The organism is Luteococcus sp. H91, assembly GCF_038433135.1.
Classification (GTDB): domain Bacteria; phylum Actinomycetota; class Actinomycetes; order Propionibacteriales; family Propionibacteriaceae; genus Luteococcus.
This window is the reverse complement of the sequence record NZ_JBCDMV010000002.1, coordinates 206,449-228,906: the sequence shown is the minus strand read 5'-3', so window position 1 is coordinate 228,906 and position 22,458 is coordinate 206,449. Positions and strand designations below refer to the sequence as shown.

Sequence of the window (22,458 nt, the reverse complement as noted above, 5' to 3'; positions counted from 1 at the left end):
GACGACGAGGCCTCGACAGGCTCGGCCGCCGCGGTCCAGTCCTGACGTCACCACGATCCCCGAGCTTGTCGAGGTGCCCTCGTCACTCCGTCGGGGTTGCCGCCTTCTTCGCCGTCGTCTTCTTCGCGGTGGTCTTCTTGGCGGTGGTCTTCTTCGCCGTCGTCTTGGCCGCGGTCTTCTTTGCCGTCGTCTTCTTGGCGGCCGTCTTCTTGCGGGTGGTCTTTTTGGCCGGGCCCTTGGCGCGCTTCTCGGCCAGCAGCTCCGCGGCGCGCTCCAGGGTGATCTCCTCCACCGAGTCGTCGCGGCGCAGGGTGGCGTTGTACTCACCGTCGGTGACATAGGCGCCGAAGCGGCCATCCTTCACCACGACGGGCTTGCCGCTCTCCGGATCCTCACCCAGCTCCTTCAGCGGGGGCTTGGCGGCGGCGCGGCCACGCTGCTTGGGCTGCGCGTAGATGGCCAGCGCCTCCTCCAGCGTGATGTCGAAGATCTGCTCCTCGGTGGTCAGGCTGCGCGAATCCGTGCCCTTCTTCAGGTACGGGCCGTAGCGGCCGTTCTGGGCGGTGATCTCGACGCCCTCCGCGTCGGTGCCCACCACGCGCGGCAGGCTCATCAGCCGCAGCGCCTGCTCCAGCGTGACGTCGTCGACGCTCATCGACTTGAACAGGCTGCCGGTGCGCGGCTTGACCGCATTCTTGCCCTTGGTGGGCACGTCCTCGCCCAGCACCTCGGTGACATAGGGCCCGAAGCGGCCGTTCCTGGCGACGATCATGGTGTGGGTCTCGGGGTCCAGACCCAGCTCCCGCTCCTCGCCCATCGGCTTGCTGAGCAGCTCCTTGGCCACCTCGACGGTCAGCTCGTCGGGGGGCAGGTCGTCGGCCACATTGGCCCGACGCCCCTCCTCGTCCTCGACGTAGGTGCCGTAGCGGCCCACGCGGACGTTGATCCCGTCATCCAGGTCACCGATCCCGAAGGTGGACAGGCCCCGGGCGTCGATGTCGCCCAGGTTGTTCACCAGCTGGTGCAGGCCCTCGCGGCCGTCGGGGGCGAGCTCGGCGGATGCGTCGCCACTGCCCGCAGCATCTCCGAAGTAGAACTGGTTGAGCACGTGCAGCCGCTTCAGGTTGCCCTTGGCCACCTCGTCCAGGTCACCCTCCATGGCGGCGGTGAACTGGTAGTCCACCAGCTTGGGGAAGTGCTCCTCCAGCAACCTGGTCACGGCGAAGGCCAGCCAGGTGGGGACCAGCGCCGACCCCTTCTTGTACACATAGTCCCGGGCGGTGATGGTGCGGATGATCGACGCGTAGGTGGAGGGCCGGCCGATCTCCAGCTCCTCCAGCTTGGCCACCAGCGTCGGCTCGGTGTAGCGGGCCGGCGGCTTGGTGGCGTGCCCGGCGGCATTCAGCTTGGCCGCCTCCAACGCCTGCTTCTCGGTGAGCTTGGGCAGCTTGGCCTGCTCGTCGTCGGACTTCTGGTCCTCGTCGTCGCTGCCCTCCACATAGGCCTTCAGGAAGCCGTGAAAGGTGATGGTGCGGCCGCTGGCCACGAAACCGGCCTTGGCAACGGAATCCAGACCGCTACCGCCGATCGTCACCGGTGAACCGGGCAGGGCGTCGATCTTGACCGTCATCGACTGGCCCTCGGCGTCCTTCATCTGCGACGCGATGGTGCGCATCCAGATCAGCTCGTAGAGCCGGAACTGGTCGCCGCGCAGACCGGTCTGGGCGGGGGTGCGGAAGCTCTCACCGGCGGGGCGGATCGCCTCGTGCGCCTCCTGGGCGTTCTTGACCTTGGAGCTGTAGTGCCGCGGCTTGTCCGGCACGTACTGCTTGCCGAAGAGCTGCTCGGCCTGACTGCGGGCCGCGCTGATCGCCTGACTGGAGAGCTGCACCGAGTCGGTACGCATGTAGGTGATGAAGCCGCCCTCGTAGAGCTTCTGCGCCACGCTCATCGCGGTCTGCGCGCTCATCCCCAGCTTGCGGCCGGCCTCCTGCTGCATCGTGGTGGTGCGGAAGGGGGCATAGGGCTTGCGGGTGTACGGCCGCGATTCCACCGAGGTGACGCTGAACTGCGCCGCCTGCAGCGCGTTGGCAAGGGTCTTTGCCGCGGACTCGTCCAGCGCGACGGTGTTCTTGCTGGTCAGGGTGCCGGTGGCGTCGAAGTCCCGACCCGACGCGACCCGCGCGCCGTCCAGGGTGGCCAGGCGGGCGCTGAAATTGCGCGGCTCTGCCTGCTCCCCCGCGTCGAGGATGGCTTCCAGATCCCAGTAGCTCGCGGTGCGGAAGGCCATCCGCTCGCGCTCCCGGTCGACCACCAGGCGGGTGGCGACGGACTGCACCCGGCCGGCGGACAGGCGGGGCATCACCTTCTTCCAGAGCACGGGGCTGACCTCGTAGCCGTAGAGGCGGTCCAGGATGCGCCGGGCCTCCTGGGCGTCGACCAGATCAAGATCAAGATCGCGGGTGTTCTCCAGGGCCGCGTCGATCGCATTCTTGGTGATCTCGTGGAAGACCATTCGCTTCACCGGCACCTTGGGCTTCAACTCCTGCAGCAGGTGCCAGGCAATCGCCTCGCCCTCGCGGTCATCGTCGGTGGCCAGGTAGAGTTCGTCGGCCTCCTTGAGCTCGTCCTTGAGCTTCTTCATCACCGAACGCTTGTCCGACTGCACCACATAAAGCGGCTCGAAGTCGTTCTCCACATTGATGCCGGTGCGCGCCCACTTCTCGCCCTTGTACTTGGCCGGCACCTCTGCCGATCCGGTGGGCAGGTCACGGACGTGACCGTAGGAGGAGTCGACCACGTAACCATCACCCAGATAACCCTTGATCGTGGGCACCTTCTTGGGCGACTCGACGATCACGAGGCGACGGGGACTGGCTGTCATGGGCTTTCCTTCAATACTGCTGGCGCGGCGATGGATGTGATGCAAGGCCGCCGAAGGACGAGTCCATCGGCGGCCGGGTCGTGGGTCATGGTAGCCCGACGCGATGACCGTTCGACGGGCGCGTGCCGGGTTCAGCACAGGGTAACGGCTTGGCGGAGCAGACCCAACCCCCAGAATCGTCCGGTGAACTCTCCACCACTCCCCGATCAACTTGCGTGGGAGGTTGGACGTCAGGTTCCGCTGGATGCCGTGAGCAGACCATTGCGCAGAGCCTCCCTGACTCCCGGGAGGATCGCGCCGACAAGGGCGGCTTCGTCCACCTCCAGGATGGTGGCGATGGCTGCGGTGAGCTGCCCCAGGGTGAGGTCGCCGTCGCAGGCGCCGAGCACGCCGCCCAGTGCGGTGTCCACCTCCATCGCCCGACGCAGACCGGTGGCGCTGCGCAGCACGATGTGTTGCGGGTCCGCCGCGCCCGGCTGACCGAGGGTTTCCTGACTGACGTGATCCGCGAGCTTCCAGCGGTGGGCCAGCAGTTCGTCGTCGCTCATCAGGGCATTGGTGACGCAGGCCTGATGCTCCGCCAGCGCCGCGCCGACCGGCTGGGCGATGGCGTGCGGCCAGCTCTCCACCTGCACGTCGGGGGTGGTGCGCTCGGCGCGGGTCAGGGTGATCCAGCCCATCCCGACGCCGACGATCCCCAGACCCTTGAAATAGTCGATCCATTCCCGGTAGCGGGAGGCCCATTCCGGGCTGCCGGCCAGACCGGCGTCGGTCAGCCAGACCTCGATGTAGTTGTAGATGTCCAGCCGTTCGCGCTCCACCACCCAGACGTCGCAACCGGAGCCCTCGGCCCAACCGGCCAGCCGCTGCTCCCACGGTTGGCCGTCCAGGATCGCCCAGTTGCACAGCACCTGCAGGGATCCGCCGGGGTTGAGGTGGGCGGGCGCGCCCTTGACCACGGCCTCGACCAGGCCGTCGCCGGCGAAGCTGCCCTCGCGATAGACCAGCCGCTCGCCATCGGTGGTCGGCGGGCTCATCACATAGGGCGGGTTGGTGACGATCAGGTCAAACTTCTCCCCCGCGACGGGTTCATAGAGGCTGCCGTCTCGGATGTCCACCTCGACGCGGTTCAGCCCTGCGGTCAGCCGGGCCAGCTCCAGCGCCCGCGGGTTGATGTCGGTGGCGACGACGTGATCCGCATGCCGGGCCAGGTGCAGGCTCTGCACCCCGCACCCGGTTCCAAGATCAAGGGCGCTGGTGATCTTGGTGCGCATGGTCATCTGGGCCAGCGAGGTGGAGGCGGGCGAGACGCCCAACACGTAGTCGGGCCGGGTTCGGGTGGTGATCTGGTCCAACCCCGGGGTGAGATCGCTGACGATCCAGCCCGACGCACCGTCGTCTACAGAGCCGTAGGGCCGGATGTCCACCAGGGCACGGACGACGTCGCCGTCGACGGCCAGGATCCCGGCGGCGACTAGGGTGTCCAGGAGATCCCCCTCGACCAGCGCTGCGCGGACGGCGGCGAGGGGAACCGGCTGTTGCAGCGGCCACAGCTTGATCAGCGCGGCCTGCGGGTCGGTGGCCTCCCCCAGCACGTCGAGCGCCGGGATGGTGGAGTTGCGGCCTAGCCCCTCCTGACCGGCCTCACCGATCCGGTCGATCACCGCGTCGATGGTGTAGCTGGCGGCTTCGAGGCGATCGCGCAGTTGGTCAACCTGGCTGGGAGTGAGCATGGGTCAATGCTCACGGTCCGGAGCCCGGCACGCAACACGCCCCGACTGCTGGCTTGGCAACCCAACCCTGCGAGGGTTGCGCATCCGGCTCCCCGAGCACTGCGCCCCGAGCCGACTGGCGGGGAAAACCCTTGTCAGCCGGGTACGGATGATCGGCGGCAGCGGTGTCTGCGCAACTCTCGCAGGGTTGGTCCGTCGGGAGGCCACCGGACCGCGGCGGGTGGCGGGTGTTTCGCGTGGCATCCTGAACCCCATGGCTGTTCCGGAGTGGTTGATGGGCGACGAGGTGACCCACGCGCACCATCGCGATGCCAGCCCCGGCACCACCACCGACTGGCCAGTCTGGCTGCCCGCCCCGGTGCTGGAATCCGTGCAGGACAAGGGAATCGCGCGGCCGTGGCGGCACCAGACCCAGCTGGCCGAGCACGCCTTCGCCGGCCGGCACGCCGCGATCTGCACCTCCACCGCGTCGGGCAAGACCCTGGCCTACCTGCTGCCGGTGATGGCCGCCACCGCCGTGGCTGAGGGGGCGCTGGGCGTGCCGGTCGAATCACCGCGGGCCCGGCTGGTGACCCGCAAGCACACCGCGCTCTACCTGGCGCCCACCAAGGCCCTGGCGCACGACCAGCTGCGCAGCGCCACCGAGTTGGGCCCCGATGGTTGGAAGATCACCTGCCTCGACGGTGACTCTGACCAGCAGGAACGCCGCTTCGCCCGGGACTTCGCCAGTTTCGTACTGACCAATCCGGACATGCTTCACCGTTCGGTGTTGCCCAACCACTCCCGCTGGGCCGGTTTCCTGGGATCGCTGCGCTATGTGGTGATCGACGAGGCGCACCGCTACCGCGGCGTCTTCGGTGCCCACGTCGCCGCCGTGATCCGACGGCTGCGCCGGCTGTGCGCAATGTACGGCGCCAACCCGACCTTCATCCTGGCCTCTGCCACCGCGACCAATGCCGGGGAGGCCGGTGGTCGGCTGATCGGTGAGGGCGAGATCGAGGTGGTGGACGATGACGCCTCCCCGCATGCGGCTCGCGATGTGCTGCTCTGGCAGCCGTCGGACACGCCCCATGGCGACGCGGCCCGGGTGATGGCAAGACTGGTTGACCAAGGAAAACAGGTGATCACCTTCGTCGCCAGCCGCACCTTGGCGGAACTGATCGCGGTGCGGGCGCAGGAGCGGGTGACCACGGGCGGGGCGATTGCGTCCTACCGTTCCGGGTACCTGGCGCAGGATCGTCGCGGCATCGAACGGGCGCTGAGCTCCGGCAAGTTGCGGGGCGTGGCGGCCACCAATGCGCTGGAGCTGGGCATCGACGTGGCAGGGATGGATGCGGTGCTGATCTGCGGCTTCCCGGGGACGCTGGCCGCGCTGTGGCAGCAGGCCGGGCGGGCCGGCCGCGGGGAACGCGACGCGCTGGTGGTGCTGATGGCCCGGGAGGATCCGCTGGACGTCTACCTGTTCAGCCACCCGGAGCTGATCTTCGACGCCCCGGTGGAATCCACGGTGCTGCACCCCGAGAACCCGTACATCCTTGGCCCGCACCTGGCGGCCGCCGCCCAGGAAGCGGCACTGACCAGCGACGATGCCCGCTGGTTTGGTGACCAGATGACCCGGCTGTGCAGCCAGTTGGCGCGTCAGGGGCTGCTGCGGGAGCGCCCGACGGGCTGGTTCTGGACCCGGCCGGAGCGGGCGGTGGACTCGATCGACCTGCGCTCCCTGGGCGGGCGGCCGCTGGACATCGTGGAATCCGCGACCGGCCGGGTGGTGGGCCAGATCGAACGCGGTGCCGCGGACCGGACGGTGCATCCCGGGGCGGTCTACCTGCACCTTGGCGAGCAGTGGCTGGTGGACGAGTACCTGCCCGACGAATTGCAGGCGCTGGTGCACACCGAGCGCCCCGGCTACTTCACCCAGCCTAAGAGCCTCTCCGAGGTGCGGATCCTTGGGACCTCCCAGACCAGGGACTTCGGCCGTGGCGTGGTCTCCTGCGGCGACGTGGAGATCACCGAACAGGTGATTGGCTACCTGCGACGCGACGAGATCACCGGCGAGGTGTGGGACACCACCCCGCTGGAGATGGACGAGCACACGCTGCGCACCCGGGCGATGTGGTGGGAGGTGCCCGACGACCTGGTGGCCGAGCTGCGGATGAATGCCGTGCAACTGGCCGGTGCGGTGCACGCCGCAGAGCACTGCGCGATCGGGCTGCTGCCGATGTTCGCGCCCTGCGACCGGTGGGACATCGGCGGGGTCTCGACGATCGTGCACCCCGACACGGGGCGGTGCACCATCGTCGTGCACGACGGGCACCCGGGCGGCGCCGGTTTTGCCGACCGCGGCTACGAGCGCGCCGAGGTGTGGGCCCTGGCGACGCTGGAGCGGCTGGAGCAGTGCGAGTGTGACGCAGGCTGCCCCCGCTGCGTGGTCAGCCCCAAGTGCGGCAATGCCAACCAGGTGCTGGACAAGGATGCCGCCCGACGCCTGCTTTCTGCCCTGTTGGGGATCGACGAGTTCACGGCGTGACCGCCCACCCCCTCGACGAGCTCGGGGACCGTGGTGTCGCAACCACGATGGCCGAGCCCGTCGAGGCCCCTTTCGAACACCCTCGACAAGCTCGGGAACCGTGGTTCAGACCCTGCCTCGTACCGCGCGGGGCCGTGTTCAGCCGCCCGCTCTCCACCTGTCAGCGGCTCCCCCAGTCCCACACCGGGCGGTCGAAGATGCCGCGGCCGGCCACCATGGTCTCCCCGGTGTCCTTGATCAACTCGTGGTGTTCAAGATCGTCTCCCAGCCCCTCCCGCAGCCCGTCGACCAGCCCGCTGGCGTGTGAGACCACGACGATCTGGGTCCGTTTGCTGGCGGCGATGATCAGCTCCGCCAGGGCTGGCAGCATCTGCGGGTGCAGGCTGGTCTCGGGTTCGTTGAGCACCAGCAGCCGGGGCGGCCGGGGGCTGAGCAGGGCCGCGGCCAGCAGGAGGAAGCGTAGGGTTCCATCGGAGAGATCCTCGGCGGTGAGCGGCCGCAGGATTCCGTGCTGGCTGAACTGCAGCTCCATCCGGGTGCCGCTGTCGGCCACCGCGATCCGCCCGCCGGGGAAGGCGCGGGCCACCGCCTGCTCCAGCGGCTCGCAGAAGGCGGATTCGCGGATGGTCTGCAGCGCCGGCACCAGATCCGACCCGTCGGCCGCCATCACCGGGGTCCAGGTGTTGATGTGCAGCCCCCGGGCCGGGGCGGCCGCGTCGGTGCGGAAGGAGTCGTAGAAGCGCCAGTTGCGCACCTCCTGTCGGATGGCCACCAGTTCTGGGTACAGGTTGGGCTCGGACAGTTCGGAGAGGATGCTGAGCTGCTCTGGCAGGTTCTCCATCACCAGCTCCCAGCGATCCTGCCGCGCCTCCACCCGGGAGTGCTTGCGCCGCACCAAGGTGCTGGCGGGCCGCATCACCGGGGCGCCGAAGATCAACTCGCGCTTGATCTCCGGGTCGTGCACGAACATCGTCGGGCGCGGGCTGGGCAGCCCAACGTCGATCAGGTAGCCAAGATCCTCGGTGCAGAAGCCCAGGCCGAGGCTGACCGGGTTGATCCGTTTTCCCTTGCCCTGCACGGGCTGCTCGCCGGATCGCATCGCCGTGCTGATCACCTCCGGCCCGGCCCAGAGCACGGCCCCCAAGCCGCCCTGACGGGCGAGCGAGGCCACCAGGCTGCCCTCGGCCGCCTGGCCGAGCAGACCGAGCGAGCGATACAGGCTGGACTTGCCGACCCCATTGGCGCCGGTGACCAACGTCACCTTGCCCAACGGCAGGACCACCTCCCGCAGGCTGCGGAACCCGCGCACCGCCACCGTCGTGATCATCCAGCCCCCTCGTCACCGTGGCCGGGAAGCGCTCGCGGCCCCTACTGGGCAAGGCCTCCCGTTCTTCTGGTAACGACCCTAGGACCTGCCTGTGACAGTTTTCGGTGTGGCAGCCTGCGGTGACGCGGAAGAATCGCGCTGCAGGCTGCCCGCGACGGCCTTCTCCACCGCCTGACGCCGCACACCGCCGACCACCGGACGCAACTCCAGCCTGACCTCCACCGTCACCAGGAAGTCCCGCCGACCGCCCTGGACGTTGCAGCTCTCCAGGGCGGCGCCGTTGCGGCTGGCAGCTGACCGGGCCGTGGCGCAGGCCTCGCCGTCCTTTGCATGGGCCTGCGCACCGGCCAGTGCCGCCAGATCCGCCGCGGAGCGGGCCCGGTGGATCGAATCGACCCATCCGGCGATCCACACCCCCACGACCATCGCGGCGCACAGGCAGAGAAGCAGCGTCGCGGTGAGGGCGGTGCCCGCCCCACGCTCACCCACGCCGCACTGCCCCCGGGAAGACCCAGCACGCCGGAAGGTTCGGCCGGCGCTCCAGCGGGCGATCACCTCGTCACCCCGGGCTCCAGATCCGCCGTCGCGCCGCCGACGAGGTGAACCGGCCCGAGCTTGCCCAACCGGGCATCCAGATCAACCCGCACGGTCACGGTCCGCTCCGCGTGACTGATCCGGGTGGTGGCCCCCTTGGGTGCCCGCTGTTGGGCCTGCTGGGCGGCCGGCTGGTCGTCCCGGGCCAGTTGCCGGGCCACCTGGGCTGCGGTGTCGGCGCACCGGGTCTGCAGGATCACCAGATTCACCACCCAGCAGGCAAGGACCACCGCCAGCCCGGCGGTGAGCAGCCCGACGGCAAGCTCGATGGTCACCATCCCGCGATCCGTTCGTCGCATGGCCTTCCCTCTCTTCAATGTCATGGTGTGAGGCGAGCCGTGCCGACGCCCCCCCCCACTCGCGTCGACACGGCTCGTCAGGCTGCCCGTGGCTAGGCCTTGATGGACTTGCCGATCTGACCGATCAGCTGGGTCACCTGCTGGAGCAGGACCGTGAAGACCTTGTTGTCCCGGAAGACCTTGAGCAGCACCAGCGCCAGGGCGATCGCGGCGAGGATGCCGACCGCGTACTCAGCGGTGACCATGCCCCTCTGACAGACACGGCGGGTGTGGCTCATCGGGCGCTCGCGGAAGGCGACTTCGGGCTCGGCCCAGACGGACTGCTCGGCGATCTCGGCCTGGGTGGTGGTGCTGATGGTGGTGCTGGTGGCGGACATGTCCGCTCCTTTCGTCGATGTCCCCGGCAAGCTCCGGGTTCACCAGAGAGTTTCGAAATCGGAGCCGGATTTGCGTCACGCCGTGGGACGCCTGTGGACAATTCCTCGATCGCGGAAACCTGTGGACAACTCACGTTTGCGCTTGTCAGTCGCCCGCAAGCAGTAGTGGGAGACGAGCCTTGCCCCGAAAGCGGGGCCCAGAGTGTTGTCCGAGGTGATCGAGATCGGCGCAAACCAGCCCCCGAGTGGTCTCGGGGGCAGGTTCATCACGAGGCCTCGACAGACTCGGCCATCGTGGGTGAGTCGGTCGGGTGCTACGGCGGTGTGCCGCGCAGAGGTCAGCGCAGGGTGAGGCTGCCCACCAGACCGGCGACGATCGGCACCACGCCGGTGAGCAGGAAGGCGGGCAGGAAGCAGGCCATCAGGGGCAGCACGGAACGGACGCCCACCGCCCGTGCCTGGGCCAGTTGGGCATCCTGCCGGGCCGTGCGCGCGTCGGTGGCGTGCTGGCGCAGCACGGCCGCCGCCGCGCTGCCCGTGTCGCTGCTGCGGGCCAGATCCTTGGCCACCGCACTCCAGGCCGGATCGTCGATCAGGGAGCGCCAGGCGTCCCCGTCGGACAGCCCAATGGAGACCCGGGAGCGGATCGCCGCCAGCGTGTCGGCCGCGGTGGGCGGCCCGATGTCGGCCACCTCCGCGACGGCGGTTCGCAGTGGGGCCCCAGCCTCCAATGTCGCCGCCAGCAGATCCAGGGTTTCCGGCAGCTCTGCCCCCACTGCGGTGCGTCGTCGGCGCTGCTCGCCGGGCTCCAGGCGCCCGAGCGCGGCCACCCCGGCCAGCGCCACCACGGGAGCCAGGGCAATCCCCAACAGGCCCGGCACGCCAAGCATGGCCACACAGCCCAGCAGGATGCCGACCAGACCGCGCAGCCGCAACGGCAGCCCGTCGGATCTTCCCTGCAGCCAACCGGGCAGTGCCCGGGAGCCCCGGCGCCGCCCCAGTCTCTTGACCGGGGCATCCAGCAACAACCAGCAGACCAGGCCGACGCAGCCGGCCGCCACCAGGTTCGACGTCGTCATCTCAGCGCTCCTCCACGCGACGAGCCATCTGCTCGGTCCACAGCACCCCGGTGCAGGCCAGCACCACGCCCGCAGCCAGACAGCCCTGCCCCAGCAACGTCCCGGTGAGGAAGCCGACTGGATCGCCACCGGAGATCTTGCCCATCAGAATCCCGATCAAGGGCAGGCAGGCCAGCAGTCGGGCGGTGGCCCGTGGCCCGGCCAGCTCCGAGTCGATCAACCGCTTGGCGGCCACGTCACGGCGCACCTGGTCGCTGACCTGCAGGGCGAGGCTGGCGATCGGGGCTCCGGTGCGTTCGCCCAGCTCCCAGGCCCGGGCCAGGCTGACCAAGCCCTCCCGGCCGGGTTCCGCGCCGGCACCCCGCAGAGCCTGCCCCACGTCGCCGCCGATTGCCTGGGTGGCGGCCGCCCGCTCCATGCACGGGCTGTCGACGGCCGCGGAGACCAGTGCCACACTCGGCACCGCGCCAATCCGCAATTGCCCGGCGACGGTCTGGGTGGCGTGCGCGACGTCGGCCGCGGCCAGCCGCCGTCGACGCTGCTGATGTGCCTGCCATCCGAGCCAGCCGCCGGTCAGGGCCAGGGCGTCCGCGATCACCGCCCAGAGCAGCCCCGACGCCCCGCCCATCGATGCCCCCACGACCAGCACCACCCCACCGGCTGCCGGCACCAGCACCTGGGGCGGAACCCGACGTCGTGCCCTTCGCCCACCCATCGGGCTACCACCCGGCGGCACCAGCACCCAGACCGCCAGGGCCACGCACAGCACCGCCAGTGCCGTCGCGGCCAGCCCGGCAATCCCCGACCCCGTCCCCGGGCCGGTCATCGCAGCATCCCCTGTAGTTCGTCCCATGCCTCGCCCCGCTGGGCCACCCCATCGACGCCGAAGCGGACGGCGTCCACCACCTCGATCTGGTGATCCGCCCGGCGGCGCACCACGCCCAGCTGGGCAACCCCTCTTCGCCCGTCGCTGCCGCGGCGCACGTGCACCACCAGCCGCAGCGCGGAGGCGACCTGCGCGTGGCAGGCCTCCCGATTCATCCCGCCCAGCGCCGCCAGGGCCTCCAGCCGGGCCGGGACGTCAGTGGCGGAATTGGCGTGCACCGTGCCGCAGCCGCCCTCGTGGCCGGTGTTCAGGGCGGTCAGCAGGTCACACAGCTCGGCGCCCCGCACCTCACCCAGCACCAGCCGGTCGGGCCGCATCCGCAGCGCCTGGCGCACCAGATGGGTCAGGCCGACGGCACCCACCCCCTCGGCATTGGGTTGCCGCGCCTCCAGCCGGACGCAGTGCGGATGCTCCGGTGCCAGCTCCCGGGAGTCCTCCACGATCAACAACCTTTCCTGGGCGGGCACCAGCGCCAGCAGCGAGGCGAGCAGGGTGGTCTTGCCGGATCCTGTTCCTCCCGAGATCAAGAAGGCAACCCTGCTGGAGATCACCGCCGCCAGCAGATCGGCACACTCGGGGCTCATCGATCCGGACTCCACCCAGCGGGACAGGGGAAAGGACTGCCGCGACGGCACCCGCAACGACAGACAGGTACCCGGATCGGCAATCCCTCCCAGCACGGCGTGCACCCGGGTGCCATCGGCCAGCCGGGCATCGACACAGGGGCTGGCCTCGTCCAACCGTCGCCCCACCGAGGCCGCGAGCCGGACCGCCAGCCGGCGCACCTCGTCGTCGTGGGCAAAATGCACATCGCTGCGCTCCAGCCCCCGGCCGCGATCGATGAAGACCTGGTCGGGGCCATTGACCAGCACATCGGTGACCCCATCCAGCTGCAGCAGCGCCTCCAACGGGCCCGCACCAATGCTGGTGCGCCGCAGGTCTTCCAGCGCCCGGAGCACCAGGGCGTCGGAGACCACCAGGCCCAGACTGCGCAAGGCCTGCGCCACATCCGCCGGATGGTAGGCCCGCCCGAGGGCAGCCAGCCGCATCCGCAGCAGCTCCAGGTCTTCCGGGTCCAGCACCGCGGCCCCGGCCGATCGGGCGTCGGTGTGCGCGTCAGGGATTCCTCGCCGGGTCATCGCGGCGCCTGCCCTTCGAGGAGCGAATCCAGCAAGCGGCCGATCTGGCCGGCATGGCCCCGCTTGCCGCGGCCCACCGGCACCGCCTGCTCCGCCGCGCGGGTGACTGCCCGATCGTCGGAGAAGGCCCCCAGCAAGCGGACTCCCAAGGTCTCGGCCACCATCGTCGGGGCAATCCGGCGGGCCGCGCCGGTGCGCACCACCAGCTCGATGTCGTGCAGGCCCAGTCTCCAGGCCCGGCTCTGCGCGGCCACCACCCCGCGCACATCCGCGCCGCACACCAGCAGCTGGCGCTGGCCCGGCCAGCCCTCCGCCGCACTGTCATTGCCGGAGCCGCCGTCCAGCACCACCAGGTCGTGGGTGCGGCTGAGGCATTCCAGCACCGCCCGCACCGCCTCCGGCCCCGGCAGCCCGTGCTGCCCGGCCGGCTCGTCGGCGCGCGCCAGGTGCGCGAAGTCCGGCCGGGTGTGCGCTACCACGTCAACCCCGGAGACATTGGGCAACTGGCCCACCAGCGAGTCGATGTGCCCCGCAGCCGAGCGCAGATCATGCCATCGCCAACCTGGTGCGGTCTCCGCACCAAAGATCAGGTCCAGACCGCCCCCGGTGGGGTCCAGCTCCACCACGGCGGCCCGCAGCCCACGTTCCGACGCCTGTTGCCCCAGCGCACAGCACAGCGTGCTCACCCCCAGCCCTCCCGAGCCACCCACCACCCGCACCATCAGGGCTTCGCCCACCCCGAGCTCGCCCCGGTCCAGCACCGAGGTGAGCAGGGAGCTCTGTTCCGGCAGCACCAGCACCGAGGCCTGCAGCAGCGCCGACCAGTCGGCCAGCTCATGCAGGTTCGACCCCAAAAGGTGGATGCCGGTACGGGCTTCCAGCGCGATGCCACAGACCAGGGGCGCCATCTCCACCCCCACCAGCACGCACGGGGCCGAGCGCCACGCGGCCCGAATCTGGCTGGTCTCCCGCACCACCGTCGGCTCCACCCCGGCGGCGGCAGCGGCGGCCAGGGTGGCCTCGATGGTTCGGGCGTCGCGGGCCACCAGCAGCGGTGGCAGCCGGGCCGGCGTGGGCGGTTCCGGACGGGGCGCGGGCGCCACGGCGGCGCGGGTTCGGCTCAACATGTCCATAGGGTGTGCAAAAGGCCCCGGAAATTGTCACGGCCATCCGGCGCCTGTGGACAACTCAGCCTGTGGACAACTCGTCCGTCGCGGCTCCGATGTCCCACCGCCCCGTCGGCACCCCTTAGAATCGCGGCCATGCCTTCCCCCCGACGCAGCCAGTTCCCGGCCCCGGCCATCGACTGGATGGTGGGCACCCAGCCTGCCCGCGTGCTGAATCTGGGCGGCAGCGCCGCGCTGCCGAAGCTGCTGGCCGGTCAGGGGCACCAGGTGATGGCCGTCGACAAGGACCTGGACCAGGTCTCCCGACTGGCCGCCGATGGCCGGATGGTGGCGATCGGCGCTGAGGCGGAGGCCCTGCCTTTTGACCCCTGCCAGTTTGACGTGATCACCGCCCACCAGGTCTTCCACCGCTTCGCGCCCGGCCTGGTGCTGAGCGAGATGGCCCGGGTGCTCCGCCCCGGCGGCCATGTCAGCGTCAGCTATCTGGTGCGCGACGACAGTGTTCCGTGGGTGAAGCGGCTGGTCAGGCTGCTGCGCCAGGTGGACGAGAACGCGATGCGGGGCGACTACGGCGACGACTCGGTGGAGGCGCTGGCCACCAGCAAGTACTTCCCGGAGCTGGAGATGCAGCGTTTCCGGATCTGGCAGCAGGTGAATCGCCCCACCCTGCTGGCGATGGTGGCCAACCAACCCGCCGTCGCGGCCCTGGACGAGGATCTGCGTCAGCTGGTGCTCAACGATGCCGCGCACCTGTATGACTCCGCCACGCCGGGCGCCGACGAGCTGCGGCTGCCCTATGAGCTGCGGGTCTGGCGGGGCTGGGTGGATCATGAGGAGCTCACCGCGCCGATCGAGATCGACGACACCGGGCTGGTCATCCCACTCTGAGCGGGCCGAGCCCGGCTGGATTCGGGGCGGCGTCGCCCGGCCGTGTAAGGTTTCTCACTGGTGTGCCGGGAAGTCTGGTCGGCGATTTCTGTCACCGACCCCGAATGGAGCTCGTGATGAGCCTTCCCGCCCCTCCCCGTCGCCGGATCATCTTCGGCCCCGGCCGTGACGCGGATCGTCGTCATCTGGCCGACATCCTGCGCAGTGAGACCACCGGTGGCCTGCTGATGCTGGCCGCCACCGCGCTGGCGCTGCTGGTGGCCAACCTGGCGCCGAGCTTCTACGAGCACCTCTCCCACACCCAGCTGGGCCCGTTGGACCTGCATCACTGGGCGGCGGACGGCCTGCTGACCATCTTCTTCTTCGTCGCCGGGCTGGAACTCAAACGAGAACTCGTCGAGGGTTCCCTGAGCCGCCCCGCCGACGCCCTGCTGCCGATCCTGGCCGCGCTGGGCGGCATGGTGGTGCCCGCACTGATCTACGTCGGGATCAACCTGGCCGGCGGCGGCCAGCTCAACGGCTGGGCCATCCCGATGGCCACCGACATCGCCTTTGCCCTGGCAGTGCTCGCCATCGTGGGCTCCAGCCTGCCGTCGGGGCTGCGCGCCTTCCTGCTCACCCTGGCGATCGTCGACGACCTGGGCGCCATCCTGGTGATCGCCGTCTTCTTCGCCAGCGGCATCTCCGTGCTGCCGCTGCTGGGCGCGCTGGCCTGCGTCGCCGCCTTTGCGCTGGCGCAGCAGCGTAGGTTCCACGGCATCTGGCTCTACCTGCTGCTGGGTGTCGGTGCCTGGTGGCTGATGCTGCAGTCGGGCGTGCACGCCACCATCGCCGGCGTGGCGCTGGGCCTGGTCACGCGCACCGACGAGTACGAGGAGCATGACCCGGTGGACCGATGGAAGCATGCCGTCGAGCCGTGGTCGGCCGGTCTGGTGGTGCCGATTTTCGCCTTCTTCGCGGCGGGGGTGCCGGTCAACGCCGAGATGATGCGCTCGCTGGTCAGCCAGCCGGAGGCGCTCGGTGTGGTCCTGGGCCTTGTCCTGGGCAAGTTCGTCGGCGTCTATGCCGTGGCACGGCTGACCGCCCGTTTCACCTCCGCGGAGTTGGCTCCGGGAATCCGCTGGGCGGATGTGGCGGGGATGGCCGTGCTCACCGGCATCGGCTTCACCGTCTCCCTGCTGATCGCCGATCTGGCCTTCCCCGATGACATCGCGGCGGCCCAGAGCGCCAAGGCGGCGGTGCTCGTGGCGTCGCTGCTGGCTGGCGTCGTGGGTGGGCTGATGTTACGCCGACGGAGTAAAAGCCACGCGGCACAGCCCGCTGAGTGAGCTCGCTGGTGCCAGTGGTGGGATGAAACGTCTAGTCTTTCAGTGGAACACAGCACACTTCGAGGAGCTGAGCACATGGCCGAGCGGCAGAATCCGATGACCGTCGTCAACAATCTGGTGACCGACACCAAGGCAGTGGTGTTGGACAACCTCGCGTTGGCAAAGGCGGAGGTGACCCCGTCCGCCAAGGCCGCGGGCGTCGGCGGCGGCATGTTCGGCGCGGCTGGCTACCTGGCCGCCAATGCAGCCTCCCTGCTCTTCCTGGCCGGTGGCTTCGGCTTCGCCAAGCTCTTCTCCGGGCTGCTCAACTGGGGCCCGCTGCCGTCGATCGCCCTGGGCTTCGTTGCCATGGCCCTGGTCCTGCTGCTCCTGGCTGGCATCCTGGCGATGATCGGCAAGTCCAAGATGAAGCAGGTCAAGCCCCCGGAGCAGGCCATCAAGGAGGCCAAGGTCACCGCCGAGACGGTCAAGCAGTCCCTGGCCAGCGGCGTCAACGAGGTCAACGCCAATGTGCGGGACCGGCACGGTCTGGTGGTGGCCAAGCGCGCCGCCAAGGATCTGGACGGGACCACCGCCTACCAGGCCTCCAGCTCGACGGGCGCCACCCGCCTCTGATCCCCAGCACGACGAAGGGGCCGCCACCCAGATGTGGGTGGCGGCCCCTTTCGCATGCCCGCAGACCTCTGGGCCTCGACAGGCTCGGCCGCCGTGGTGGCCTCGACAGGCTCGCCCCGATCCCCGAGCCTGTCGAGAGGTGGTCAGCGCACCTGGAGAACCCGGGACTCCCAGGGCGCCAATTGATCGCCAACCGTCTCGGAATGCGTGCCCAGCAACAGTTCCCCGTCACGACGGCAGCTTTGGGGCAGCACACACGGCTGGCTGGACATGTTGGCCAGCACCAGCAGCGTCGGCTCCCCCTCCAGGGTCCGGGTGTAGGCGAAGAGTTGCTCGTGCTCCGGCTCCAGCAGCGCGAAGACGCCCTCGCGAACCACCGGGTTCTCGTGCCGCAAGGCAATCAGCTTGCGGTAGTGGTGGAAGACCGAATCCGGATCGGCGAGCGCCGCGGCGGCATTGATCTGGGTGTGGTTGGGGTTGATCTCCAGCCACGGATCGCCGGTGGTGAAACCGGCCTTCTCCGTGTCGTCCCAGAGCATCGGGGTGCGGGCATTGTCCCGGCCCTTGGCGGCATAGCTGCGCAACAGCTCGGCCGGATCGGCACCCAACGCGGTGGCCTCCGCGTAATGGTTCAGGGTCTCCAGATCCTCGTACTGCTCAATGGAGGTGAAACCGGCATTGGTCATGCCGATCTCCTCTCCCTGGTATACATACGGCGTGCCCTTCTGCAGGTGCAGCACGGTGCCCAGGGTCTTGGCGGAGTTCACCCGATGTTCGGGGGAATCATCACCCCAGCGGCTGACGATCCGTGGCTGGTCGTGGTTGTTCCAGTAGAGCGAGTTCCAGCCCCGCCCCTCCAGCCCGTGCTGCCACTTGGCGAAGTTGGCCTTCAGATCCGGCAGGTGCAGCGGCTTGAGCGCCCATTTGCCCTTGCCGGCATGCTCGTCCAGCCCGACGTGTTCGAACTGGAAGACCATCCCCAGCTCCTTGCGCTCCGGATCGGTGTACTTGCTGGCCTGCTCCACGCTCACCCCCGGCGCCTCGCCGACGGTCAGCAGGTGTTTGCCGTCCAGCACCGCATGATTCATCTCGTGCAGGAATTCGTCCATCCGGGGGCCGTCGACGTAGCCGTTGTCCCAGCTCAGCGCCTGCCCGGGCACCACGACGCCGTCGGACAGCGGCAGCGACTTGCTGATCAGGTTGATGACGTCCATCCGGAAGCCATCGACGCCGCGGTCGATCCACCACTGCATCATGTCGTACACGGCCCGACGGACCTCGGGATTCTCCCAATTCAGGTCGGGCTGCTTGCGGCTGAAGATGTGCAGGTAGTACTGGCCGCGCTGCTCGTCGTAGTGCCACGACGGCCCGCTGAAGGCGCTGGCCCAGTTGGTCGGTTCGGCGCCGGGCTGGCCGGCCTCGAAGCCCTCGCGGGGATCGCGCCACCAGTACCAGTCGGCCTTCTCGGAGGCGGGGTCGCGGGATTCGACGAACCACGGGTGCTCATCGGAGGTGTGGTTGACCACCAGGTCCATCACCAGCTTCATCCCACGGCTGTGCAGCCCGGCGATCAGCTCGTCGACGTCGGCCAGCGACCCGAAAAGCGGATCAATGTCCTGGTAGTCGCTGATGTCATAGCCATTGTCGTCCTGTGGGGAGGTGTAGGCGGGGCTCATCCAGACCACGTCGACGCCCAGCTGCTGCAGGTAGTCGAGCTTGGAGATGATGCCGCGGATGTCGCCCATGCCGCTGCCGGTGGAGTCACAAAAGCTGCGGGGGTAGATCTGGTAGACCACCGCGGACTTCCACCAGTCGGGGGTGCGTTCTACGGTGCGGGGTGCGTCGTTGTCAGCCATGACCACGATCATTCCATGCGGTCAAATGGGTGGCGAGGGCGGTCGAGGGCTCAACGGCCCACCGTCGGGCCCTTCCAGTCCCGTTTCGGCCCGCCGGCCCGGTCCCGCAGGAAACGGCGCGGCACCGGCGCCACCCGATCGTGGTCCCACGGGCGCTGCCAGCCGCCCAGATCCAGCACACAGTCCACCAGGTGCGCGGTGAAGCCCCAGATGAAGATCTCGTCCATCACGAAGGCCGGCCCGCGATAGCCCGACGGGATCTCGGCGGTCAGCCGATGGGCCGGGTCGGCCAGATCGCGGATCGGGTAGCGGTGGATGGCGGCCACCTCCGCCGGGTTGATCGGCGTGATCGCATCCTGGGCCTGCCCGTCCCAGGTGGCCACGATCCCCTTCACGTCAAAGGCGCTGGCCGCGACGTGGGCGGGCGGCAGCTGGCCCAGCACCTTGGCACGCGACGGTGCCAGCCCGATCTCCTCGTGTGCCTCCCGCAGCGCGGCCTGGACGGCACTCTCGCCGGCATCCAGCGCACCACCGGGAAAGGAGATCTGGCCGGGGTGCTTGCGCATCGTCTCGGAGCGTTCGGTGAAGGTGAGATCCAGCTCATCCTCACCGATCATGATCAACACCGCGGCCCGACGCGATCCCTCCCGCGGCGGGCGGGGGCGGCTGACCCGGCCGTGCAGCGCCTGCACGTCCTCCAGCGCTCCGGCCAGACCCACCAGCTCGTCGGGCAGTTCCCGCGGATCGGCCAGTACGGGCTCGATGGGCCCCAGCGCCTCCCCGCTCACGCCTGCACCCCCAGGTGCTCCTTGATGGCGGCGCGCAGCTCCTCGGCGGAACCGTAGACCTTGGTCTCGTGGTGCACCAGCTTCCCGGAGGCGTCAATGAAGTAGACCTGTCCCGGGCCGGGCACCCTGAGGGGAATCCGGCTCTGCTGCTTGGGATCCACCAGTTGCGGGTAGAGGGTCTGGTGCTTGATCGCGAAGTCGATCGCCTTGCCGGGGAAGGGGTCGCCATAGTCGATCCCCAGGAAGGTGACCTTGCCCCTGGTCTGCCGGGCGACGTCGGCCAGGTAGGGCGCCTCGTCGGCGCAGGGCTGGCACCACTGCGCCCACAGGTTGATCACGTACGGCTTGCCGGTGGGCAGCCCGGCCAGGTTGACCTTGCTGTCGCCGCCCAGGCAGTCCAGGGTGAGGGCCGGCAGTCCCCCGTCGCGCTGTTTCGCAGCCAGGTTGCTGGTGGGGCAGGCGTCGATCCCGGCGGCCTTGCGGGCCTCCCGCACCTGGTCGGGCGCCAGGGAGCGTTGGCTGTCCGGTTCTCCCCCGACGGTCACCTGCGGCACCGACGGCTGGCTGGGCGCGCAGCCCACCAGCAGCAGAGCCGCGACGGCGGTGGCAAGACGGGTGGGCTTCATCCTCGGGGCTCCCTCACGAGCTTGGCGGCCTTGGCCGGGTCAGTTTCACCCTCACCATAGGCGGGGCAGAGCGTGGCGACGGGGCAGGCACCGCAGGCGGGGTGTCGGGCGTGGCAGCGGCGACGCCCGTGCCAGATCACGTTGTGACACAGCTGCACCCAGTCTTCGGGGTCGAAGAGCGCGCCCACCTCACGCTCCACCGGACCCGGCTTGGTCGCCGTCGTCCAGCCCAGCCGTCGGGTGACCCGCATGAAGTGGGTGTCGGGCGTGATCCCGGGCACCCCGAAGGCATTGCCAAGCACCACATTGGCGGTCTTGCGGCCCACCCCGGGCAGCGTCACCAGCTCCGCCAGGGTGCTCGGCACCGCGCCGTCGAAGCCGTCGACGATGGTGCGGCTGAGCCCCAGCAGGCTCTGGGTCTTGGCGCGGAAGAAGCCGGTGGGCCGAATCAGCTCCTCCAGTTCCGCCTCCTCCGCCAGGGCCATCGCCGCGGCATCCGGGAAGCGGCGGAAGAGCTCCGGGGTCACCAGGTTGACCCGCTTGTCGGTGCTCTGGGCGGACAGCACGGTGGCGACCAGCAGTTCGAAGGGGCTGGTGGAGTCCAGTTCGCAGCGCGCCTCGGGGTAGGTCTGGGCCAGCAACCGATTCGCCCGGTGGGCGCGTTCCCGCAGATCGGGCGAGGGGCTGGCGGTGGACACGCTCCCACCCTACGTTCCGCGGGCCGGCATCCAGCGACGACGCTTCATTCCCCCCGCCCGCCGCTTGGTGTGGCAAATGCCACTAGACTGGAGGCTCCGTGCCGACACAGACCCAAAGGGGGATCATGCACGAAGAGCTCCTGGCGCGTCTGCCACTCTTCCAGAACCTGACACCAGCCTCCCGTCAGGCACTGGACGAACAGATCCAGCCCCTGACGCTCGCCCGGGGCGAGATGCTCTTCCGCAGTGGGGACACGGCCACGGGCCTCTACGTCCTGGCGTCGGGCAAGGTGAAGCTCACCAAGCCGTCGCGCCAGCCCCAGCCGGCGGTGACCACCAACCGCAAGGGTCGCCCGATCGTGCCGACGCCGCGGGAGTCCCTGCTGGCGCTGATCGGGCCCGGCGAGATGTTCGGTGAACTGTCCGTCCTCGACGGTGGGCAGCGCAGCACCACCGCCACCGCGATGCTCGACTGCAAGCTCTACCACGTGCAGCGCGAGCCGATGTTGGCGCTGGTGGAGCAGAACCATGACATCGCCCAGGCCATGCTGCACCAGATGGCGCACCGGGTGCGGGTCTCCAACGAGACCATCTCCGGTCTGGTGTTGAGCGACGTCCCCGGCAGGATGGCCTTCCTGCTGCTCACCCTGGCGGAGCGGTTCGGCACCGCCAGCGAGCGGGGCGTCGAGGTGAACCATGACCTGACCCAGGCCGAGCTGGCCCAGATGGTCGGCGCCAGCCGGGAGACCGTCAACAAGGTGCTGACCGACTTCGCCGCCCGGAAGTGGATCTCCATGAGCGGCAAGACCGTCGTGATCCGCGACGCCCCGCGCCTGCGTGCCCGGATTGACTGACCACACCGACTCGCTACGGCTCCGCCTCCACTCCTTGCCGGTGCATTGAGCTCGTTCCGCTCGCGCATTCCTTCTTGGGTGCGGCGCTCTGGGGTGCCCCTCGACAAGCTCGGGGACCGTGGGCATGGACGCGACCACGATGGCCGAGCTGGTCGAGGCCGCGTCCGGCAGGCTCCCCTTCCTACTAGGCTGGCGGCATGACCAAGTGGGAATACTTCACCGCGCCCGTGCTGAGCCACGTGAGCCAGCAGATCCTGAACAACTTCGGCTCCGAGGGGTGGGAGCTCGTGCAACTCGTCCCCGGCCCGAACCCGGACACCCTGGTGGGTTACTTCAAGCGCCCGCTGCCCGAGGACAAGTGATGCGGCCCAGCGAGAAGCTGGCCGAGCTGGGGATCGAGCTGCCGTCGGTGGCCAAGCCGCTGGCTGCCTATGTCCCCGCCGCCAGGACCGGGAACCAGGTGTGGACCAGCGGGCAGTTGCCCGTCGTCGACGGCAAGCTCACGGTCACCGGCAAGGTCGGCGGTGAGGTCGGCGCCGATATCGCCAAGGGCCAGGCACGGCTCGCCGTCCTGAACGCCCTGGCCGCGGCGGCCGACGTCGCGGGCGGGATCGACAACATCGCCCGGATCTGCAAGATCGTGGTCTTCGTGGCCAGCGATCCCGGCTTCACCGGCCAACCGGCGGTTGGCAATGGTGCCTCCGAGTTGCTGGGTGAGGTCTTCGGTGAGGCCGGCGCCCACGTCCGCAGCGCGGTCGGTGTCAGCGTCTTGCCGATGGATGCTCCCGTGGAGATTGAACTGGTCTGCGAGCTGGCCTGACGTTGCACCGTTC

21 protein-coding genes are annotated in these 22,458 nt (G+C 69.4%); 7 read left to right on the top strand and 14 right to left on the bottom strand.

Annotated elements, in window-relative coordinates; genetic code table 11:
• Positions 1-82 precede the first annotated feature (82 nt).
• Complete coding sequence (gene topA, locus AAEX57_RS01760) at positions 83-2,884, bottom strand: type I DNA topoisomerase (RefSeq protein WP_342090541.1); 2,802 nt, start codon at positions 2,882-2,884, stop codon at positions 83-85.
• Between the two features lie 230 nt (positions 2,885-3,114).
• Positions 3,115-4,617, bottom strand: a complete 1,503-nt coding sequence (locus AAEX57_RS01755) for a DUF7059 domain-containing protein (protein ID WP_342090540.1) — start codon at positions 4,615-4,617, stop codon at positions 3,115-3,117.
• 253 nt (positions 4,618-4,870) lie between these two features.
• Here AAEX57_RS01755 and AAEX57_RS01750 point away from each other — a divergent pair, with 253 nt between their 5' ends.
• Positions 4,871-7,144 carry a DEAD/DEAH box helicase gene (locus AAEX57_RS01750; RefSeq protein ID WP_342090539.1) on the top strand — a complete coding sequence of 758 codons (2,274 nt, stop codon included), beginning with the start codon at positions 4,871-4,873 and terminating at the stop codon, positions 7,142-7,144.
• Between the two features lie 160 nt (positions 7,145-7,304).
• On the opposite strand, the gene AAEX57_RS01745 is transcribed toward AAEX57_RS01750, so the two are convergent.
• The 8 genes from AAEX57_RS01745 to ssd all read right to left on the bottom strand — a co-directional run bounded on the left by AAEX57_RS01745 (position 7,305) and on the right by ssd (position 13,972).
• Positions 7,305-8,471, bottom strand: a complete 1,167-nt coding sequence (locus AAEX57_RS01745; protein WP_342090538.1) for an AAA family ATPase — start codon at positions 8,469-8,471, stop codon at positions 7,305-7,307.
• A 78-nt stretch (positions 8,472-8,549) separates the two neighbouring features.
• Complete coding sequence (locus AAEX57_RS01740; RefSeq protein ID WP_342090537.1) at positions 8,550-8,960, bottom strand: Rv3654c family TadE-like protein; 411 nt, start codon at positions 8,958-8,960, stop codon at positions 8,550-8,552.
• Between the two features lie 62 nt (positions 8,961-9,022).
• Positions 9,023-9,388: a TadE family type IV pilus minor pilin gene (locus AAEX57_RS01735; RefSeq protein WP_342090536.1), complete on the bottom strand. Its 366-nt coding sequence runs from the start codon at positions 9,386-9,388 to the stop codon at positions 9,023-9,025.
• Positions 9,389-9,456: 68 nt separating this feature from the next.
• Positions 9,457-9,741: a DUF4244 domain-containing protein gene (locus tag AAEX57_RS01730; RefSeq protein ID WP_342097735.1), complete on the bottom strand. Its 285-nt coding sequence runs from the start codon at positions 9,739-9,741 to the stop codon at positions 9,457-9,459.
• 338 nt (positions 9,742-10,079) lie between these two features.
• On the bottom strand, positions 10,080-10,820 hold the full coding sequence (locus tag AAEX57_RS01725; protein WP_342090507.1) for a type II secretion system F family protein: 741 nt from the start codon (positions 10,818-10,820) through the stop codon (positions 10,080-10,082).
• A 1-nt stretch (position 10,821) separates the two neighbouring features.
• A complete protein-coding gene (locus tag AAEX57_RS01720; RefSeq protein ID WP_342090506.1) occupies positions 10,822-11,646 on the bottom strand; it encodes a type II secretion system F family protein in 825 nt (274 codons plus the stop codon).
• Entirely contained in the window at positions 11,643-12,755 is a 1,113-nt protein-coding gene (locus tag AAEX57_RS01715) for a TadA family conjugal transfer-associated ATPase (RefSeq protein WP_342090547.1), read from the bottom strand. Before AAEX57_RS01715 ends, AAEX57_RS01720 begins: the two co-directional genes overlap by 4 nt.
• An 86-nt stretch (positions 12,756-12,841) precedes the next feature.
• Positions 12,842-13,972 (bottom strand): septum site-determining protein Ssd, encoded by a 1,131-nt coding sequence (gene ssd, locus AAEX57_RS01710; protein WP_342090505.1) that lies wholly within the window; start codon positions 13,970-13,972, stop codon positions 12,842-12,844.
• 135 nt (positions 13,973-14,107) lie between these two features.
• Here ssd and AAEX57_RS01705 point away from each other — a divergent pair, with 135 nt between their 5' ends.
• From AAEX57_RS01705 to AAEX57_RS01695, 3 genes are all read left to right on the top strand, one after another.
• Positions 14,108-14,860 carry a class I SAM-dependent methyltransferase gene (locus AAEX57_RS01705; RefSeq protein ID WP_342090504.1) on the top strand — a complete coding sequence of 251 codons (753 nt, stop codon included), beginning with the start codon at positions 14,108-14,110 and terminating at the stop codon, positions 14,858-14,860.
• 116 nt (positions 14,861-14,976) lie between these two features.
• Positions 14,977-16,188 carry a Na+/H+ antiporter NhaA gene (gene nhaA, locus AAEX57_RS01700; protein WP_342090503.1) on the top strand — a complete coding sequence of 404 codons (1,212 nt, stop codon included), beginning with the start codon at positions 14,977-14,979 and terminating at the stop codon, positions 16,186-16,188.
• A gap of 75 nt (positions 16,189-16,263) precedes the next feature.
• Positions 16,264-16,803: a phage holin family protein gene (locus AAEX57_RS01695; protein ID WP_342090502.1), complete on the top strand. Its 540-nt coding sequence runs from the start codon at positions 16,264-16,266 to the stop codon at positions 16,801-16,803.
• 143 nt (positions 16,804-16,946) lie between these two features.
• On the opposite strand, the gene AAEX57_RS01690 is transcribed toward AAEX57_RS01695, so the two are convergent.
• The 4 genes from AAEX57_RS01690 to nth are packed head-to-tail and all read right to left on the bottom strand — an operon-like array spanning position 16,947 to position 20,771.
• Entirely contained in the window at positions 16,947-18,659 is a 1,713-nt protein-coding gene (locus AAEX57_RS01690) for a glycoside hydrolase family 13 protein (protein ID WP_342090501.1), read from the bottom strand.
• A 50-nt stretch (positions 18,660-18,709) separates the two neighbouring features.
• Entirely contained in the window at positions 18,710-19,447 is a 738-nt protein-coding gene (locus tag AAEX57_RS01685) for an NUDIX hydrolase (protein ID WP_342090500.1), read from the bottom strand.
• Positions 19,444-20,073, bottom strand: a complete 630-nt coding sequence (locus tag AAEX57_RS01680; RefSeq protein WP_342090499.1) for a TlpA family protein disulfide reductase — start codon at positions 20,071-20,073, stop codon at positions 19,444-19,446. Before AAEX57_RS01680 ends, AAEX57_RS01685 begins: the two co-directional genes overlap by 4 nt.
• Entirely contained in the window at positions 20,070-20,771 is a 702-nt protein-coding gene (gene nth, locus AAEX57_RS01675; RefSeq protein ID WP_342090498.1) for an endonuclease III, read from the bottom strand. The genes AAEX57_RS01680 and nth overlap by 4 nt, the downstream gene beginning before the upstream one ends.
• Before the next feature lie 125 nt (positions 20,772-20,896).
• On the opposite strand from nth, the gene AAEX57_RS01670 reads away from it, so the two are divergent.
• The 3 genes from AAEX57_RS01670 (at position 20,897) to AAEX57_RS01660 (ending at position 22,445) form a co-directional block, all read left to right on the top strand.
• Positions 20,897-21,625 (top strand): Crp/Fnr family transcriptional regulator, encoded by a 729-nt coding sequence (locus AAEX57_RS01670; RefSeq protein WP_342090497.1) that lies wholly within the window; start codon positions 20,897-20,899, stop codon positions 21,623-21,625.
• Between the two features lie 197 nt (positions 21,626-21,822).
• On the top strand, positions 21,823-21,987 hold the full coding sequence (locus tag AAEX57_RS01665) for a DUF4177 domain-containing protein (protein ID WP_342090496.1): 165 nt from the start codon (positions 21,823-21,825) through the stop codon (positions 21,985-21,987).
• Complete coding sequence (locus tag AAEX57_RS01660; protein ID WP_342090495.1) at positions 21,987-22,445, top strand: RidA family protein; 459 nt, start codon at positions 21,987-21,989, stop codon at positions 22,443-22,445. The genes AAEX57_RS01665 and AAEX57_RS01660 overlap by 1 nt, the downstream gene beginning before the upstream one ends.
• Positions 22,446-22,458: the final 13 nt, after the last annotated feature.

Excerpts from the sequence above, each read along its gene's own strand:
- AAEX57_RS01665 (WP_342090496.1), top strand. The coding sequence starts at position 21,823 with ATGACCAAGTGGGAATACTTCACCGCGCCCGTGCTGAGCCACGTGAGC.
- AAEX57_RS01680 (WP_342090499.1), bottom strand. The coding sequence starts at position 20,073 with ATGAAGCCCACCCGTCTTGCCACCGCCGTCGCGGCTCTGCTGCTGGTG.
- AAEX57_RS01670 (WP_342090497.1), top strand. The coding sequence starts at position 20,897 with ATGCACGAAGAGCTCCTGGCGCGTCTGCCACTCTTCCAGAACCTGACA.
- AAEX57_RS01725 (WP_342090507.1), bottom strand. The coding sequence starts at position 10,820 with ATGACGACGTCGAACCTGGTGGCGGCCGGCTGCGTCGGCCTGGTCTGC.
- AAEX57_RS01755 (WP_342090540.1), bottom strand. The coding sequence starts at position 4,617 with ATGCTCACTCCCAGCCAGGTTGACCAACTGCGCGATCGCCTCGAAGCC.
- AAEX57_RS01660 (WP_342090495.1), top strand. The coding sequence starts at position 21,987 with ATGCGGCCCAGCGAGAAGCTGGCCGAGCTGGGGATCGAGCTGCCGTCG.
- topA (WP_342090541.1), bottom strand. The coding sequence starts at position 2,884 with ATGACAGCCAGTCCCCGTCGCCTCGTGATCGTCGAGTCGCCCAAGAAG.
- nhaA (WP_342090503.1), top strand. The coding sequence starts at position 14,977 with ATGAGCCTTCCCGCCCCTCCCCGTCGCCGGATCATCTTCGGCCCCGGC.
- AAEX57_RS01715 (WP_342090547.1), bottom strand. The coding sequence starts at position 12,755 with ATGCGGCTGGCTGCCCTCGGGCGGGCCTACCATCCGGCGGATGTGGCG.
- ssd (WP_342090505.1), bottom strand. The coding sequence starts at position 13,972 with ATGTTGAGCCGAACCCGCGCCGCCGTGGCGCCCGCGCCCCGTCCGGAA.
- AAEX57_RS01720 (WP_342090506.1), bottom strand. The coding sequence starts at position 11,646 with ATGACCGGCCCGGGGACGGGGTCGGGGATTGCCGGGCTGGCCGCGACG.
- AAEX57_RS01705 (WP_342090504.1), top strand. The coding sequence starts at position 14,108 with ATGCCTTCCCCCCGACGCAGCCAGTTCCCGGCCCCGGCCATCGACTGG.
- AAEX57_RS01745 (WP_342090538.1), bottom strand. The coding sequence starts at position 8,471 with ATGATCACGACGGTGGCGGTGCGCGGGTTCCGCAGCCTGCGGGAGGTG.
- AAEX57_RS01730 (WP_342097735.1), bottom strand. The coding sequence starts at position 9,741 with ATGTCCGCCACCAGCACCACCATCAGCACCACCACCCAGGCCGAGATC.
- AAEX57_RS01690 (WP_342090501.1), bottom strand. The coding sequence starts at position 18,659 with ATGGCTGACAACGACGCACCCCGCACCGTAGAACGCACCCCCGACTGG.
- AAEX57_RS01750 (WP_342090539.1), top strand. The coding sequence starts at position 4,871 with ATGGCTGTTCCGGAGTGGTTGATGGGCGACGAGGTGACCCACGCGCAC.
- AAEX57_RS01695 (WP_342090502.1), top strand. The coding sequence starts at position 16,264 with ATGGCCGAGCGGCAGAATCCGATGACCGTCGTCAACAATCTGGTGACC.
- AAEX57_RS01735 (WP_342090536.1), bottom strand. The coding sequence starts at position 9,388 with ATGACATTGAAGAGAGGGAAGGCCATGCGACGAACGGATCGCGGGATG.